Annotated in this window: 15 protein-coding genes; 6 read left to right on the top strand and 9 right to left on the bottom strand. The window is 42.2% G+C overall.

Features of this window, described 5'->3' with window-relative positions; genetic code table 11:
• Positions 1 to 331 precede the first annotated feature (331 nt).
• The 3 genes from BFI01S_RS09195 to fumC all read left to right on the top strand — a co-directional run bounded on the left by BFI01S_RS09195 (position 332) and on the right by fumC (position 5,845).
• On the top strand, positions 332 to 2,089 hold the full coding sequence (locus BFI01S_RS09195) for an ABC transporter ATP-binding protein (RefSeq protein WP_061792355.1): 1,758 nt from the start codon (positions 332 to 334) through the stop codon (positions 2,087 to 2,089).
• Positions 2,086 to 4,098, top strand: a complete 2,013-nt coding sequence (locus BFI01S_RS09190; RefSeq protein ID WP_061792354.1) for an ABC transporter ATP-binding protein — start codon at positions 2,086 to 2,088, stop codon at positions 4,096 to 4,098. Before BFI01S_RS09195 ends, BFI01S_RS09190 begins: the two co-directional genes overlap by 4 nt.
• Before the next feature lie 364 nt (positions 4,099 to 4,462).
• On the top strand, positions 4,463 to 5,845 hold the full coding sequence (fumC, locus tag BFI01S_RS09185) for a class II fumarate hydratase (RefSeq protein WP_061792353.1): 1,383 nt from the start codon (positions 4,463 to 4,465) through the stop codon (positions 5,843 to 5,845).
• 66 nt (positions 5,846 to 5,911) lie between these two features.
• On the opposite strand, the gene BFI01S_RS09180 is transcribed toward fumC, so the two are convergent.
• The gene (locus BFI01S_RS09180; RefSeq protein ID WP_035326833.1) at positions 5,912 to 6,130 is read right to left on the bottom strand and encodes an alpha/beta-type small acid-soluble spore protein; all 219 of its coding nucleotides are present in this window, start codon (positions 6,128 to 6,130) and stop codon (positions 5,912 to 5,914) included.
• Between the two features lie 296 nt (positions 6,131 to 6,426).
• On the opposite strand from BFI01S_RS09180, the gene BFI01S_RS09175 reads away from it, so the two are divergent.
• Entirely contained in the window at positions 6,427 to 6,669 is a 243-nt protein-coding gene (locus BFI01S_RS09175) for a hypothetical protein (protein ID WP_048012079.1), read from the top strand.
• Positions 6,670 to 6,759: 90 nt separating this feature from the next.
• Here BFI01S_RS09175 and BFI01S_RS09170 read toward each other — a convergent pair whose 3' ends face one another.
• Both BFI01S_RS09170 and BFI01S_RS09165 read right to left on the bottom strand, forming a co-directional pair.
• A complete protein-coding gene (locus BFI01S_RS09170) occupies positions 6,760 to 7,869 on the bottom strand; it encodes an ABC transporter ATP-binding protein (protein ID WP_061792352.1) in 1,110 nt (369 codons plus the stop codon).
• Positions 7,870 to 7,984: 115 nt separating this feature from the next.
• Positions 7,985 to 8,878, bottom strand: a complete 894-nt coding sequence (locus BFI01S_RS09165; RefSeq protein ID WP_061792351.1) for a PucR family transcriptional regulator — start codon at positions 8,876 to 8,878, stop codon at positions 7,985 to 7,987.
• 128 nt (positions 8,879 to 9,006) lie between these two features.
• Here BFI01S_RS09165 and BFI01S_RS09160 point away from each other — a divergent pair, with 128 nt between their 5' ends.
• Positions 9,007 to 9,267, top strand: coding sequence for a metal-sensitive transcriptional regulator (locus BFI01S_RS09160; RefSeq protein WP_035326844.1), 261 nt, complete (start codon positions 9,007 to 9,009; stop codon positions 9,265 to 9,267).
• Positions 9,268 to 9,383: 116 nt separating this feature from the next.
• Here BFI01S_RS09160 and BFI01S_RS09155 read toward each other — a convergent pair whose 3' ends face one another.
• Both BFI01S_RS09155 and BFI01S_RS09150 read right to left on the bottom strand, forming a co-directional pair.
• Complete coding sequence (locus tag BFI01S_RS09155) at positions 9,384 to 9,569, bottom strand: hypothetical protein (protein ID WP_061792350.1); 186 nt, start codon at positions 9,567 to 9,569, stop codon at positions 9,384 to 9,386.
• A gap of 88 nt (positions 9,570 to 9,657) precedes the next feature.
• Entirely contained in the window at positions 9,658 to 9,864 is a 207-nt protein-coding gene (locus BFI01S_RS09150) for a YheE family protein (protein WP_061792349.1), read from the bottom strand.
• Between the two features lie 99 nt (positions 9,865 to 9,963).
• Between BFI01S_RS09150 and BFI01S_RS23335 the strand changes: the two genes are divergently transcribed.
• Positions 9,964 to 10,134 carry a hypothetical protein gene (locus BFI01S_RS23335; RefSeq protein WP_169799746.1) on the top strand — a complete coding sequence of 57 codons (171 nt, stop codon included), beginning with the start codon at positions 9,964 to 9,966 and terminating at the stop codon, positions 10,132 to 10,134.
• Positions 10,135 to 10,216: 82 nt separating this feature from the next.
• Here BFI01S_RS23335 and BFI01S_RS09145 read toward each other — a convergent pair whose 3' ends face one another.
• From BFI01S_RS09145 to BFI01S_RS09130, 4 genes are read right to left on the bottom strand one after another with little or no spacing between them, the layout of a single operon-like run.
• Positions 10,217 to 11,386 (bottom strand): YheC/YheD family endospore coat-associated protein, encoded by a 1,170-nt coding sequence (locus tag BFI01S_RS09145; RefSeq protein ID WP_061792348.1) that lies wholly within the window; start codon positions 11,384 to 11,386, stop codon positions 10,217 to 10,219.
• Entirely contained in the window at positions 11,383 to 12,747 is a 1,365-nt protein-coding gene (locus BFI01S_RS09140; protein ID WP_061792347.1) for a YheC/YheD family endospore coat-associated protein, read from the bottom strand. Before BFI01S_RS09140 ends, BFI01S_RS09145 begins: the two co-directional genes overlap by 4 nt.
• On the bottom strand, positions 12,725 to 13,828 hold the full coding sequence (locus BFI01S_RS09135) for a YheC/YheD family endospore coat-associated protein (RefSeq protein ID WP_061792346.1): 1,104 nt from the start codon (positions 13,826 to 13,828) through the stop codon (positions 12,725 to 12,727). Before BFI01S_RS09135 ends, BFI01S_RS09140 begins: the two co-directional genes overlap by 23 nt.
• A complete protein-coding gene (locus BFI01S_RS09130; RefSeq protein WP_061792345.1) occupies positions 13,788 to 15,203 on the bottom strand; it encodes a YheC/YheD family endospore coat-associated protein in 1,416 nt (471 codons plus the stop codon). Before BFI01S_RS09130 ends, BFI01S_RS09135 begins: the two co-directional genes overlap by 41 nt.
• Between the last annotated feature and the right edge of the window lie 119 nt (positions 15,204 to 15,322).

Below are 15,322 nucleotides of genomic sequence, written 5' to 3'. Positions count from 1 at the left end.
TTGAAGGAGCACAGGTTACATTTCGTAACGTGGGCTCTTTTGTCTCTTAAGACATATCGCATGCCGCGGTATGTCTTTTTTTCGTCTAATTATCAAATATCACCAATAGGAAATACAGGCATTCCCTGTTTCCATATATTTAAGTTTTAATAGCGGCTGTTTTCGGCAGCCATACAAAAAAGGAGGAAAATTTTATGAATGCCGTACGAATCAAAAGGAAAACAATTTTGCCGGAGGATCTGGATGGAGGCTAGTTATGAATTTGCTGCTTGTTTATGTATGAATGCTCTCTTTAGAAACCTGAGCTTCATACCGGAAAGGGGAGAGATCGTTGTTTACGATTTTAGGAAAATTAAGCTGGTTTTTTAAAGAAAACTGGAAAAGGTATACAATTGCCATTTCTCTGCTGATCATTGTCGGAATCCTTGATGTTATGCCTCCAAGGCTTGTAGGAATGGCAATTGATGATATTCATCTTGGTCAAATGAGCAGTGTTAAAATAATGGAGTACCTTGGTTTATTGGCAATCATCACAATTGTGTCCTATGCAATCACTTATATCTGGATGTACCAGCTTTTTGGAGGGGCATTCCTGGTAGAAAGAAAACTGCGTTCACAGTTTATGGGTCACCTATTGAAAATGACTCCAACATTTTTTGAGAAAAACCGGACCGGTGATTTAATGGCCAGGGCTACAAATGATTTAAAAGCTATTTCGGTAACGGCGGGATTCGGAATATTAACACTGGTGGATTCCAGCGTCTTCATGCTGACAATATTGTTTACGATGGGGTTTCTGGTTAGCTGGAAACTAACTTTTGCAGCAATATTGCCTTTGCCTATCATGGCCTATCTGATAAAAATTTACGGGAAGAAGATTCATACGCGGTTTATGAGCGCACAGGATGCCTTCGGGGAACTAAATGACCGGGTTCTTGAATCTGTTTCGGGAGTTCGGGTGGTGCGCGCTTATGTTCAAGAAAGAGCGGATCAGCAGCGTTTCCATGAACTCACAGAGGATGTATACAGCAAAAATATTGAAGTGGCCAAAATTGATTCACTATTTGAGCCGACGATAAAGGTGATTGTGGGCCTAAGCTATCTGATAGGACTTGGATACGGGGCTTATCTTGTTTTCCACCAAACCATCACCCTGGGCCAGCTCGTGTCCTTTAATGTGTATTTAGGCATGCTGATTTGGCCAATGTTTGCTATTGGAGAACTAATTAATGTCATGCAAAGGGGGAATGCATCCCTTGACCGTGTACAGGAAACATTGTCCGCTAAGCAGGATATTGTGAATCCTGAAAACCCGTCTATCGTTGAAGTCCCTGAGAATATTATCTTCAAGGATGTGCATTTCCAATATCCTTCCTCAAAAACGGCTAATCTCACAGGGATTAAGCTGCATATTGAATGCGGGGAAACGCTGGGCATTGTAGGAAAAACAGGAAGCGGAAAGACCACTTTTATAAAGCAGCTATTGAGAGAATATCCGTCAGGCACAGGGAAGCTTGCCATTGCAGATGTTCCGATTGAAGAGCAGGAACTTGAGAGAACGAGGGGATGGATCGGATATGTTCCACAGGATCATGTTCTTTTCTCCAGGACTGTACGGGAAAACATCCTTTTTGGAAAAGAGGAAGCAACTGAAGAGGATATGCAAAAAGCGATTGATTTGGCAGCTTTCCGAAAAGACCTTGAACTTCTGCAGGAGGGTCTTGAAACAATGGTCGGTGAAAAAGGGGTGGCCTTATCAGGAGGACAAAAACAGCGGATTTCGATTGCACGTGCCCTTGTGAAGGATCCGGAAATTCTGATCCTTGATGACTCCTTATCAGCCGTTGATGCTAAAACAGAGAAGAAAATTATTGATAATATCCGGACTGAGCGCAAAGGAAAAACGACAATCATTACGACACACAGAATGTCAGCAGTCCAGCACGCCGATCATATTATCGTCCTTGATGAAGGCATGATAGCAGAAGAAGGCACTCATGAGGACTTAATGGCTATGGATGGATGGTACAAAGAACAATTTTTGAGGCAGCAGACTCAAACATCTGCTGAAGAGGAGGTGCTTTCATGACCACAGGAAAGCGGTTATTCCAGTATGCACTTCATTATAAAAAAACGATTATTGCGGCACTTCTGATGCTTACAGTAGCAGTAGCAGCAGATCTGGCGGGGCCTTTCATCGCGAAGAAGATGATTGACGAGCATATCCTTGGCATAGAATCTGTCTGGTATCAGACAGAAGGCGGAAACGATGCTGTGGAGTTTGATAGCCAGTTTTACAAAAAGGAGCAAAACCTTGATCAGGGTGAGCGGAAAATAGATCAGGCCCGCATCCTGCAGGCAGGAAGCCAATTCGTCTTTATCAGCGGTGACATTGCTTTTGATGGAGAGCGAACCTTCAAAGAGGGCAAACTCTTTATTGAAAAAAGCGGCCAAACCGAAACCTATGCAGGGAAGGCATTAACCGGTGAAGAATTGATGCTATTTTATTCACCGGAGATTCCTAAGATCGTTCAGCTCTTGGCCTTTTACTTTGGGTTACTGGTTATCGCTGCATTTTTTCAGTACGGCCAAAGGTTTTTTCTGCAAAAGTCGGCAAATAGGATTATCCAGAAAATGAGAGAGGATGTCTTTGGGCAGATACAAAAGCTGCCAATCAGTTATTTTGATAATCTTCCGGCAGGCAAGGTGGTTGCCCGTATAACTAATGATACCGAAGCCATACGTGAGCTTTATGTGACCGTATTGGCAACCTTTTTTACAAGTGCCATATATATTTCAGGTATTTATATCGCTTTGTTTATTTTAAATGCCAAGCTTGCTGCGATATGTTTAATCCTGCTCCCGATTTTATATGTATGGGCGATTGTGTACCGTAAGTATGCATCAAAATACAATCACGTGATCCGTTCCAGGGTGAGTGATATCAATGGCATGGTTAACGAATCGATACAGGGAATGAACATTATCCAGGCGTTTGGCCGCGAAAAAGATACACAGAAGGATTTTGAAAAGCTGAATACAGAGCATTTTACATTCCAAAATAAACTTTTGAGCCTGAATTCACTTACATCGCATAATTTAGTCGGCGTGCTGAGAAATGTGGTTTTTGTTGCATTTATCTGGTACTTCGGAGGAGAATCGCTCAATGCAGCAGCAGTCATTTCACTGGGGATGCTTTATGCTTTTGTAGACTATATAAACCGCCTTTTTCAGCCTGTGCAGGGCATTGTCAACCAATTGGCCAATCTCGAACAGGCATTGGTTGCCGGTGAACGAGTATTCAAACTGCTTGATGAAGAAGGCATTGATATCAGTGATAATAAAATATACCGCTATAAAGGGAATGTTACTTTTGAACATGTGCACTTCGGCTACAAGGAGAAGGAATATGTGCTGAAGGATCTTAATTTTGAAGCAAAGCATGGAGAGACAGTTGCACTGGTAGGCCATACCGGCTCAGGGAAAAGTTCGATTATGAATCTTCTTTTCCGTTTTTATGATTGCCAGGAAGGAAAAATTATGATCGATGGCATGGATATAAAACAGATTCCAAGGCAGGAGCTCAGAAAGCATATGGGCATCGTCCTCCAGGGTCCTTTTTTGTTCACAGGGACCATTGCTTCCAATGTCAGTCTTGATGACCCTGAAATATCGCGGGAGAAAGTGGAAAAGGCCCTGAAGGATGTCGGAGCAGATAAGATATTTCAGCATCTTGAAAAAGGCTTTGATGAGCCGGTTATCGAGAAGGGGAGCACTCTCTCCAGCGGGCAGAGGCAGCTCATTTCGTTTGCTCGTGCCCTTGCTTTTGATCCGGCCATCCTGATATTGGATGAAGCAACATCAAGCATAGACACTGAGACAGAATTAATTATCCAGGAAGCCATGGACGTGCTGAAAAAAGGCAGAACGACCTTTATCATCGCCCATCGGCTTTCGACAATCCGAAATGCTGATCAAATTCTTGTTCTGGATAGGGGAAGAATCGTTGAAAAAGGAAACCATGATGCGTTAATGGAGCAAAAGGGCAAATATTTTCAGATGTATCAGCTTCAGCAGGGGTCAACACTTGCTGGATAGAGGGAAGCATCGGATGGCGCTTCTTTTTTAATAATGGTTTTATCCCACTAGGAATTTTGTTCAAAAAAATTTCATACTTCAGACACACAATAGTACTGGTATAAAGAAATTGTAATCCGGTATTCATGATAATCTTAAGCTATCACACATATCTGGAGGAGATTTTTATGGAGGAATTTTCTATTACCTTAGTGATTGCAAGTATTATGGTGCTTGGATACTTTATTGGGTATACAATTGTAAAAGCATAGCTGCCGGCTGATCCAGCCAGGCAGTTTTTTTATACTGATTTTTATCATTAAATTTTGAAAATAAGGGAAAAGAATAAAAAGGAATCATAATAATCTTTTAAGGAGGTATGAAATTGGCTGATTTTAGAATTGAAAAGGATACACTTGGCGAAGTGAAGGTGCCAGCTGATAAATATTGGGGAGCCCAGACACAGCGGAGCAAGGATAACTTTAAAATCGGCATTGAAAAGATGCCGATGGAAGTAATTTATGCTTTTGCCAAGGTAAAGCGTTCTGCAGCAGTAGTCAACAACAGGCTTGGGAAGCTCTCCCATGACAAGATGGAAGCTATCACAGCAGCTTGTGATGAAGTTCTAAACCATAAGTTTGACAGCCACTTTCCTCTGGCTGTATGGCAGACAGGGAGCGGCACACAATCAAATATGAATGTAAACGAGGTTGTCGCCAAAAGGGCGAATGAACTGCTGGCCGAGAAAGGGGTACGGGATAGTAAAGTGCATCCAAATGATGATGTCAATATGTCTCAAAGCTCTAATGATACATTTCCGACTGCCATGCATATCGCAGCTTATACGGAGGTGGAGCAAAAGCTGATTCCATCATTAAAGGAATTAATAAGGACAGTTAAATCGAAAGAAGAGGCCTTCAAATCAATCGTCAAAATAGGCAGGACTCATTTGCAGGATGCAACACCTCTTACATTGGGTCAGGAAATCAGCGGCTGGCGTGCCATGCTTGAAAAGAATGAAAAGATGCTGATGGACGCAATGCAGTATCTGCTTGACTTAGCCATTGGCGGTACAGCAGTCGGAACGGGCATTAATGCAGAGAAGTCATTTGGACCTGAAATGGCAAACGAAATATCCAGACTTACAGGCTATTCATTCCGTTCGTCTGACAATAAATTCCAGGCCTTGACCAGCCATAATGAAATTGTCCATGTTCATGGGACATTGAAGGGGCTGGCAGCGGATTTGATGAAAATAGCCAACGATGTCCGCTGGCTTTCTAGCGGGCCGCGCAGCGGAATTGGGGAGTTATCGATCCCGGCAAATGAACCAGGCAGTTCAATCATGCCTGGCAAAGTAAATCCGACGCAAAGCGAAGCCCTTACAATGGTGGTTTGCCAGGTATTTGGAAATGATGCATCCATTGGATTCGCAGCAAGTCAGGGGAACTTTGAATTGAATGTGTTCAAGCCTGTTATTATCTATAATCTTCTTCAAAGCATCAGTATTCTTGCAGATGGAATGGCCTCTTTTAATGAAAAATGCATGATGGGACTGGAGGCTAATAAAGAAGTGATTAATGGCCATGTTGAGAGATCACTAATGCTTGTAACGGCACTCAATCCGCATATAGGTTATGAAAAGGCAGCGGAAATTGCCAAACTCGCATTCAGAGAGAATACAACCTTGAAAGAAGCAGCCTTAAAAACAGGGTATATCACGGAAGAACAATATAAGAATTGGGTTGTGCCCGAAAAGATGGTCTAAATAAAATGGCCCCCCTTTCAAGAAGGAGGGCCAAAGCCATATTTATTCAATTGTTATCTTGCTTTATTAGAAAGAACCGCCACCAAGCTGTTGTTCAGCCATTTGAACAAGGCGTTTTGTGATTTCTCCCCCAACAGATCCGTTAGCGCGGGAAGTTGTTTCTGCACCAAGGTTTACACCAAATTCAGTAGCGATTTCGTACTTCATTTGATCAAGTGCTTGAGCTACTCCAGGTACTAGTAACTGGTTTGAGGAATTGCTTCTGCTAGATGATTGGTTGTTCATGTGATTTCCTCCTCGAAATATAAGTGTATTGGTTTTTGGCTGGGTTAGCTGGAATTGCACCAGCGCAAGGATTTTATCCTGCTCCACTGCCTGGCGTAACCCATCGGTTTTTACTGCGGATGCTTGATGCCGCTGTGTTTACTCTCTATTATGTTTGATTTATAAAAGTTTATTCTTTCAAGAAATCGGGAATTTTTTCCTGATAAAATTCACTGATTAAGAGTTTTACATAACGAAGATTAAACAGACAAATCATAATAAATATCAGCAAAGAAAACGAAAGTGAGAGGATTGGAATGGCTATTTGCCCAGTCTGCAACGGCTTTGAGAAAATCGAATCAGCCTGCAGCTCCTGCGGAAGCAGGATGGAGGACAGTGGAAGAGTAATGGACTTTTACGATGATTATAGTGCCTATATGCCAATTGACCAGATGAAAATGGAAGATGGCTATCCCCGGGATTATCAACAGGAGGAATGTCCCCATTTGCTGAAGTGTCCATCATGCGGCCATGATTCGGTGAAATTTATCAAAGAGTAGAAAGAAAATAGATGGCGGCAGCACCTGGTGACGGCTTGGCGGATGCTGACAGTATTAAAAAACCCCGTCAGCTTTGACGGGGCTTCAATGTTATTCTTTTTCAGACCGGATTCTTCTTTCATGGTCTGCATCAAAGAAGTGCGCTTTGTTCATATCGAAAGCAAGCTCAAGGTTTTGGCCCGGCTTAATATCTGTGCGGGAATCCACGCGTGCTACGAAATCCTGGCCTTCTATGCTTGAGTAAATCATTGTTTCAGCACCAGTCAGTTCGGAAACGTCAATGCGGGTATTGATTTTTGAACCGGCAGATGCATCAATAAATACCGGCTCATCGTGAATGTCTTCCGGACGAATGCCAAGGATAACGTTTTTGCCTGTATATCCCTGTTCACGAAGAACCTTCATTTTACCTTCAGGTACAGCAATCTGAGTTTTGCCAATAATAAATTTGCCGTCTTCAAGCGTTCCGTTAAAGAAGTTCATGGCAGGTGAGCCGATAAATCCGCCTACAAATACGTTTTCAGGCTTTTCATACACTTCTTTTGGTGCACCAACCTGCTGAATCACTCCATCCTTCATAACAACCAGGCGGGTAGCCATTGTCATGGCCTCTGTCTGGTCATGTGTTACATAGATAGTTGTTGTTTGAAGACGCTGGTGAAGCTTGGCAATTTCTGCACGCATTTGAACACGAAGCTTTGCATCAAGGTTTGATAAAGGCTCGTCCATGAGGAATACCTTTGCATCACGGACAATCGCACGGCCCAAGGCTACACGCTGGCGCTGTCCGCCTGACAATGCTTTTGGCTTGCGGTCAAGATAAGGCTCCAGCCCCAGAATTTTCGCTGCCTCTTTTACACGGCGGTCGATTTCATCTTTTGGAAACTTACGAAGCTTAAGGCCAAAAGCCATGTTATCGTACACGGACATATGCGGATATAGTGCATAATTCTGGAAAACCATTGCAATATCACGATCTTTTGGAGGAACATCGTTGACACGCTTCTCATCGATATAGAAGTCGCCTTTTGAAATTTCCTCAAGACCTGCAATCATACGGAGAGTTGTGGATTTACCGCAGCCGGAAGGGCCGACAAAAACAATAAATTCCTTATCTTTAATATGAAGGTTAAAATCTTCTACAGCTGTCACTTTATTATCATAAATTTTATAAATATTATCGAGTTTTAATTCTGCCATCAGGGTAACCTCCCAATAATCTTTTTCTTAATTACAGTTTAATGGATACGAGGTTTTTCCCATATGGCCAAACTGCACAAAAAAACTGAAAGAGTTTTTATGCAATGTGCTCAAGTCAGGTTTGCTCAATCAGCAAACAGGCTAAAAAAACAGTCAGCGCGCTGTTAAAATCCTTCAACTGAATGCCGGTCTTCTCTGTGAACTTATCAAGCCTGTACTGCAGAGTATTCCGGTGGATATACAATTTTTTTGCCGTTAATGAAACGTTGGAGCTGTTCTGTAAAAACACTTTTATGGTGTGCAGGAGTTCAGGGTCTTCTTCCAGTAAAGAAAGGCGTGAAAGCAGGCTCTTTTTTAAAAATACGTCCAGATGCCCAGTGATAAGGGAGGGGAAGAGCTTTTCAAAATTCAGCACTCTTTCAGCTGGAAGCAATGAGGAAGCCTGCTCGAATAGAAGCTGTTCTTCTTTAAAAAGCTTGTGTAATTGTATTCCCGCCTTATTCGGAATGCCAATGTAAAAGGCTGTTTTCACAAAAAAATCACTTTCTAAAGCATTGGAAACAGCAAGGAATTCTTCTTCGGCAAGAGAGTCTTTACCCTCTTCAATGATGACCCCTGTGGCTTCCCCGTTCCATAAAATCGTTATGTCCTTTTCGAAAAAACCTCTAAAAGCAGCTTCCATATCCTCACGTATCCATTCGCCCTCAGACATTTTGAACTGAACCAGCCTGTATGGAACATCTTTTGCGAATGATGGGTGATCCCCATTTGAAAATAAGTATTGAAACCAGGCTTGGGCAGCAGGGGCAAGGTGAATGGAACTGTCATGGAATTCAAACAAAGTTTTCAATACCATCAGACTATCTGCAGAAACCTCTTGAACTGGAATGCCAAGCCATTGGCCTGACTCTTCATGATGAAACCAGTACAAATCAGAATTAAAGCTAAAATCAGGTTTTTTAAATTGAAGTTGAGAGCCCGGATACCGGTCATGTAATTTGTTTAACATATCTTTACCCTTTGGTTTGATAAATTTTTGTGTTTCTTATATTATAGCAGTTATAATTTAATTGAAAAAATTTACTTAATCTGTGAATGTTTCTATAAAGGGAATTGAGAGTGTGAGGAGTGAGACTCATGGAATATACACCTGAAATGAAAAACCGCTTGAAAAGGCTGGAAGGCCAGGTGCGGGGTGTGATCCGAATGATGGAAGAAGAAAAACACTGCAAGGATGTTGTTACACAATTATCTGCTGTCCGTTCTGCAGTTGACCGTGCAATGGGATATATTGTAGCTAAAAACTTGGAGACATGCATCCGTGAAGCTAATAATGAAGGCAAAAATGCGGAGGATGCAATCCAGGAAGCAGTTAATATGATTGTGAAAAGCAGATAAATAGAAAAGCGGAAGGCGCCCGCTTTTCGGCGGCTAGAGCTAGATAGTTATCTGACAGCACAATAAATTCAATTTAATCTTTATAAAAGGCACCTGAATTCAGGTGCCTCTTATTTTTACTCAGCCTCATATGGAGGTTCTTCCTCATGCAGTTCCCTGGCCTGTTCGATATTAACATCACCGCCGCGCCCATGGACGGAGCCTCCGGAAAGACCCTCGTTTATGATCCTGTCTATATCCATATAAGCTTTGTCCCTGCCTTCATAATGGACGTCCTCTGAAACCCTGCGATTTTTATCCATGTGTCAATCGCTCCTTTAGATTAATATCCTGGCGGGTTTATTTTTCCAAAAGAGCTTTATCGTCATGCATTATTTCTCTAATTTTTTCTTATTCATACACATGAAATAACATCAATTCATGAATTTGGGATTTCAGGTCCTCCTCCTGTCCGGCAGGATTTCCGGATGTCCATTCAATTTTTCCGTCTGGATGATAGATGCCGGTAACTTTTTGCTTTTTGAAGTAAAAAGAAAATGTCCATCCCGGCAATTGTTTGTTTTCATATAAAGGTTTGAATTGAAAGTGTGTCAGCATTAGGATTCCTCCAGATGTTGTAATATCCCGTTTAACGTTCCTGAAAAAGGGAATGGAACAGATGTAGAAACATTTTAACATTAAAAGGAGGCAAAAAGGATGAAAAGAAACAACAAATTTATGATGTCAGCCATGGCCCTTGGAGCAGCTTATTTAATGAGAAACCCGGAGTCACGACAAAAGCTTAAAGACCAGTTTAAATCTTTTGCCGGAAGTGCCTCTAAAAAAAATCGGGTTAAGACAGCGAAAAGCCCTGTAACGACTTATTAATTCTTTGTCAGGGACACTTATAAAAAAATCGCCTAAAAATAGCCGTGCACGCTGTGGGTGCACGGCTATTTTTAGCAGCATTCTAGAACCCGGACAATGAGAGAAATAAGCGGGTCAGTTCTTCAATTCTTTTTTCTTCTATCCAGGTTTCATCAAAACTCATCGGCTTTGAATTTATTTCATAAATCACATAAGTGCCCTGATCAGTTAATCCAGCATCAATAGAGTATTCTCCATGAAAACCTTTCGTTTTCTCAAGAAGTTTTCCTGCCTCCGATGCTGCAGTATGAATAAACGCATCATGTTCTTTTGTGCGGACACTTTCATATGGAATCATCACCCCGCCATTCGGGATGTGGGTTGTAATGTCCTGGTCCTGAGACTGCCTAATACCAATCCCTGTAACCGAATAGCTGCCTCCGCTGAAATGGGCTAAGATTCTAAAATCAAATCTCTTGCCTTCTAATTTGGCAGGGCTGATCGCTTTCTGTGCTAAATAAGGTTTATCCATCAGGTGAGTTTCCCATTGGCACCAGAAATGTTCAAAATCAGCGTAACTGAATGAATCGTGCAGACTGTTCAATGAGATGCTTTTTTTCAGCTGGATTAATTGGTATATCCCTTTGCCTTTGGACCCGTTTGCCGGCTTTAAGTAGATATTATTATATCTTTGGATAAAATCCTTTAGAGGCTTTGGCCCGGTGACAAGAATGGTTTCAGGAATATAATCCTTTAATGGCGGATGGTCTTTTAATAGCTGGTAAATGTCGAATTTATCCAGAAAGCCCGGATTGAAAAATGGAATAGCCTGCTCGTTAAAAAAACGGCTTGCTTTATGAAAGGCTTCTGTTTTTTCAAGTTTCCGGAATGGCACCCTGTTGTAGACAAGATGCGGAAGAGGGCACATGGCTTCAATCCACTTATCCTGACGGGGAATATAAATATAGCCGTTCACGGAATTATCCTTCAGGTTCTCTAGGGTAAATACATAGGAAAGCCCGCTCTTTTGCAATATGCTATTCTGGAGGGCCTTAAATAAAGGACCATTGCCGGCAATAGCCTGATCCTTTCCTTTTCCGGTAAGAATGCCAATCACCGGTCCCGCATTACCGTTCCGCAAGGATAATGAAAAGGAAAGCAAATCTCGTGCCGCTAGCGGGCTAATAATGTTTAAAGGGTGTTGGCTGCTTCCAAGGGTACAACTGCTGCTGCCGAACCAGGTCCTGCTGGCCCAGTCATAATAAAGCTTCATCTCACAATTTCCTGAGGCTTCATAATAGATGCTTCGGCAAGGAAAACGGCGAATGAAAGTGATAGCTTGCGGGTAAGAAAGTCGAACTCCCTGAGCTGAGGGTGTTTGAATATGGATCTTCCGGGCTTTGAATTTGCTTCAAACAGCCATACGTGGCCATTTCGGTCCAATCCAAAGTCAAAGCCGATTTCACCGATGATACCTTCCATGTTCCGTTCCAATGCTTTGCTGATATTAAGTGCCGCCTCACTCAACTTCGCCATTGTCTCTTTTTTTTCTGCATCCGATTCAAATACTTCTTCAAGGACTTTGATTTCACCTCCGCTTTTCACATGAGTTGTAACACTGCCGGGTCCTGCCATTTTTGCCGCTGCGGCGGTTACTTTCCATTCCCCATTCTCATCTTTATTGGTATGAACCCTGAAATCAATCGCTCTCTGTTCATGACGGAGCAAATGAATTCCCTGCTGAACAAGCATCCGGCTTAAACTTCGTCCTGCAAAAACATTCCGCATTAAATTTTCCAAAGTGTTAAACCTTCTCAGCCTATTTTCGTCCCGCACTCTATATCGGCAATAATAATACCCATCCCTTTTATCATAAATAATCTGATGAATCCCAAGCCCAAGGCTTCCATTAATAGGTTTCAGGAAAACATGGCCATAATCAGCCAGCATTCTTTCAATTACAGAAAAAGAAGAAAAGGGGTGGGTTTCAGGCAGGTAATGACTAATATCATCATCGTTCTGCAGTCTTTCATAAACATCTAATTTATTAAAGAAACCAGGATTATACCAGGGAATTAAATAGTCTTTCTGAAGGCGGGCGCGAACTTCCTTCAGCTCATTCCTTCTTTCACTTCTTCGGTTGGGAAGCCGATCATAAACAACATTCGGAAAAGGGACTTCAAAGGTTTCCCAGCCTTCCTCATGATAAAAAAGCCCATGGATGGTTTCTTTTTCCCAGTTGATTTGCTGGTCACCGAATAAAAACGGAATGGCACCTACCGTTTTTTTGACCGAAAGCAGTTTGGCAAAAAATAGGGTCCGATCCCCAACTGGCCTTAAAGGAAAAGAGGTGAATCCTGAAGTGAAGATACCTACGAGCGGGCCGAGGTACAGAGTACCCTTATTGGCAAATGCATGCAGGGGAATCTTGAGATCAGGGAAATGCAGTGCTTCGGCAACATCTTTACTTATGATGATGGAGTTCTTCTTTGTCTTCTGGAGTAAGAAAGAAGAATCTGCCGAATGAGTGCCAAATGCCAGTTTCGTCAAATGAGTATGAAGGTTCAGCTCATTTGGAATATAAACTGTTTTGGAGGCGGAATCGGAAATTTCAATTTGATATTGTTTTCTCATGATTCGTTCTCCTTTCCATTTCCTTATTGGCTGCCAGGAATTTGGCATAGAGAAGGGGAGCGGTATATAACTCTTCCTCCTTCTGTGGCTGGCTGTTCAGGATGGTTTTCCTTCCTGGCTTTGAGTTAATATCCAGTATCCAAATAGAGCCGTTAGTTTCCACTCCGATATCGATTCCCATCTCAAATAGCGGGGGAAGCTTTCGTTCAAGTGCAGCAGGAAGTGTATCGATAATGTCATAAAGCTCATCGGAAAGAAAACTCTTTAATGAAGGTGGGTATTGAGTGACCCATTCCTTAAAAGAAATATTGCTGCCGCCAGCGCTTAAGTTGGAGACGATGCCTCCTTTTCTGCCTGTGCGGATGCCCCGGCCCAGCTCCTTCCAGGCACCATTCCTGTCCTTTTGAAGCAATATTCTTATATCAAAGGGCTGACCGTCCTTGTTTGATAGATTCACATATGGCTGGATGAGGTATTGCTGTTTTGCGGTCAATTTATTCAGCCATCGGGCTGCCTTTTCTTCAGTTTCAAAGCTGCGTGAAACCTGGGCATTCCTTTTATCTGTTTTAACAAAAATATCTTTGCCCGTTTTCTCAATATAATAGATTCCATGTCCCTGTGACCCGCTTGCAGGTTTTAAAATGCAGGGCTGATCAGGAATGAGGCTGTTTATGAAACTGTCAGCTCCGGTAAATCGAGCCGTCTTCAGCAAATAAGGTGATATGTTTGAGCAGGAGAGAATTTCATATAATTCAAGCTTATTAGGCAATCCGTAGCCAAGGAATTGGATGTCATTTCTTGCCTTTAGCCAATTCACGATGGACATACATTGTTTCGAGCGGGAGTCATTTCTGTAAAAACAGCGATCATAAAGAATCTCCGGCAGTGGAAATTCTGCCGGCTCCCATTCCCCTGAAGAAGGGTTATAGGAATCACCTGCAATCCTTTCTGAAACAGGATTGATATCTGTAGGCACAAACCTGAAGCAATTAATGTTATATTCATTAGCTCTCTTCGCCAATTCCGTAAAGTATGGCTGTTCACTCCGTTTGTTTAAAGTCATGATTCCGAATGAAAGCATTTTGTAGTCCTCCTTTTTGGATAAATGATAAGGCCGTTGCATATTCGATCAGTGCCTTGGCAGAGGGTCTTATTCTTTTTTCTTTGTCTTCAAAGTTCTTGGAGGGTTTAGAATTCACTTCAATGATCCAGAGTTTTCCATTAGAGTCCAATCCAATATCAATCCCTAGTTCTCCAACAAGGCCTTCGCATTTCTGACTGATGATTGTTGCTGTTTCAACTGCAAGCTCCTTCAGTAACGCCAGCTGCTGAACCGCTGTTTTCTGATCAGAGTGCATCGTGAAAATTCTTAGAGGCTTCATAATTTCCCCGCCTCTTGCAATATTGGAAACAAATTGCTGCTCGGCAGAAATCCTTGCCACTGCAGAAGTGGCCCTCCAGATATCCTGAAAGTTTTTATGGCAGAGCACGCGGAAATCAAGCTGCCTGTTCTTATAAGTTTGCAGAGGTATGGCCTGCTGTGCCAGAAAAATTGTTTTCTTTTGGTACTGCTTGAACCATTGTGCAAAACGGTCATAATTTTTGAATGTGAGCGTATTTTCCCTGCCGTTTCCGGTCGATACTTCTGTCATGATTTCTTCGTCCTGTGTACTCAGTCTGATAATATTCCGTCCTTGGCTGCCATGTATGGGTTTAAGGAATATTAACCTGTGTCTGGCCAGCATTTCCTTGATGGTTTGTTCATCTGCAATGGCGGTTTCAGGCAGATAGGGATGCATATGATCCTCAGAAAAGAGGAGGTTATGAACTTCCTTTTTCGATAAAAAACGGTCATTAAACATTGGGATGTTAAAGTTTATCAAGTTATTTTTAAATGATTGAAAAGCAGAACTTGCTTCAAGCATCCGGGAGTGGATCCGGTTATAAATCACACCAGGCAAAGGAACGGGGCGTTTTATCCATTTTCCCTCACGCAGGCAATACCCCTGCAGCTTTCCTTGAATGCAGTCGCGAAAATGAAATACATAGAAATATCCGCGCAGGCCGGAAACAACTTCATGCAATTCTTCACAAAAAGAATGAATTGATCGGAAATCAGGCTCTTCGCCAGTTTCATTAAAATCCGTCATCAGTCCAATAACCGGCCCGGCAGTAATAGTAAAGTCCTTTTTGGAGTAACTGGCGACAAAATGGAGATCTTCCATTGGCAGGCAGTATTCCTGAAAAAGCCGTTCACAGAACATAATTTCATCTTTTGTAATGTTTGCTCCTTCAATGGTTACCTGAATGGCGTGCTTGCCGATCTGCAGCAAATGGAGCTTTTGCAGATCAATATCCCAGTAATGTACCAGAGAATGGCTAACTTTAATGAGAAATTGATTTTCCTGAAACATTTTTACCGGAACAATCGTAATAGGCAATAAAGAAACTGACATGATCATTCCTCATTTGCTTATCTTTATTTGAGCCTATTCTGAACAGCCTCATGCAGTTTGAAAATTGAATGCTGAAATTATTCCGCAGAATGTGCAAAACTCCCATTGATGAAGTTTTC

The sequence above is a fragment of the Cytobacillus firmus NBRC 15306 genome, from assembly GCF_001591465.1.
GTDB lineage: Bacteria > Bacillota > Bacilli > Bacillales > Cytobacillaceae > Cytobacillus > Cytobacillus firmus.
Note: the sequence above shows the minus strand (reverse complement) of the source record. Positions and strands in the feature narration are given on the sequence as shown.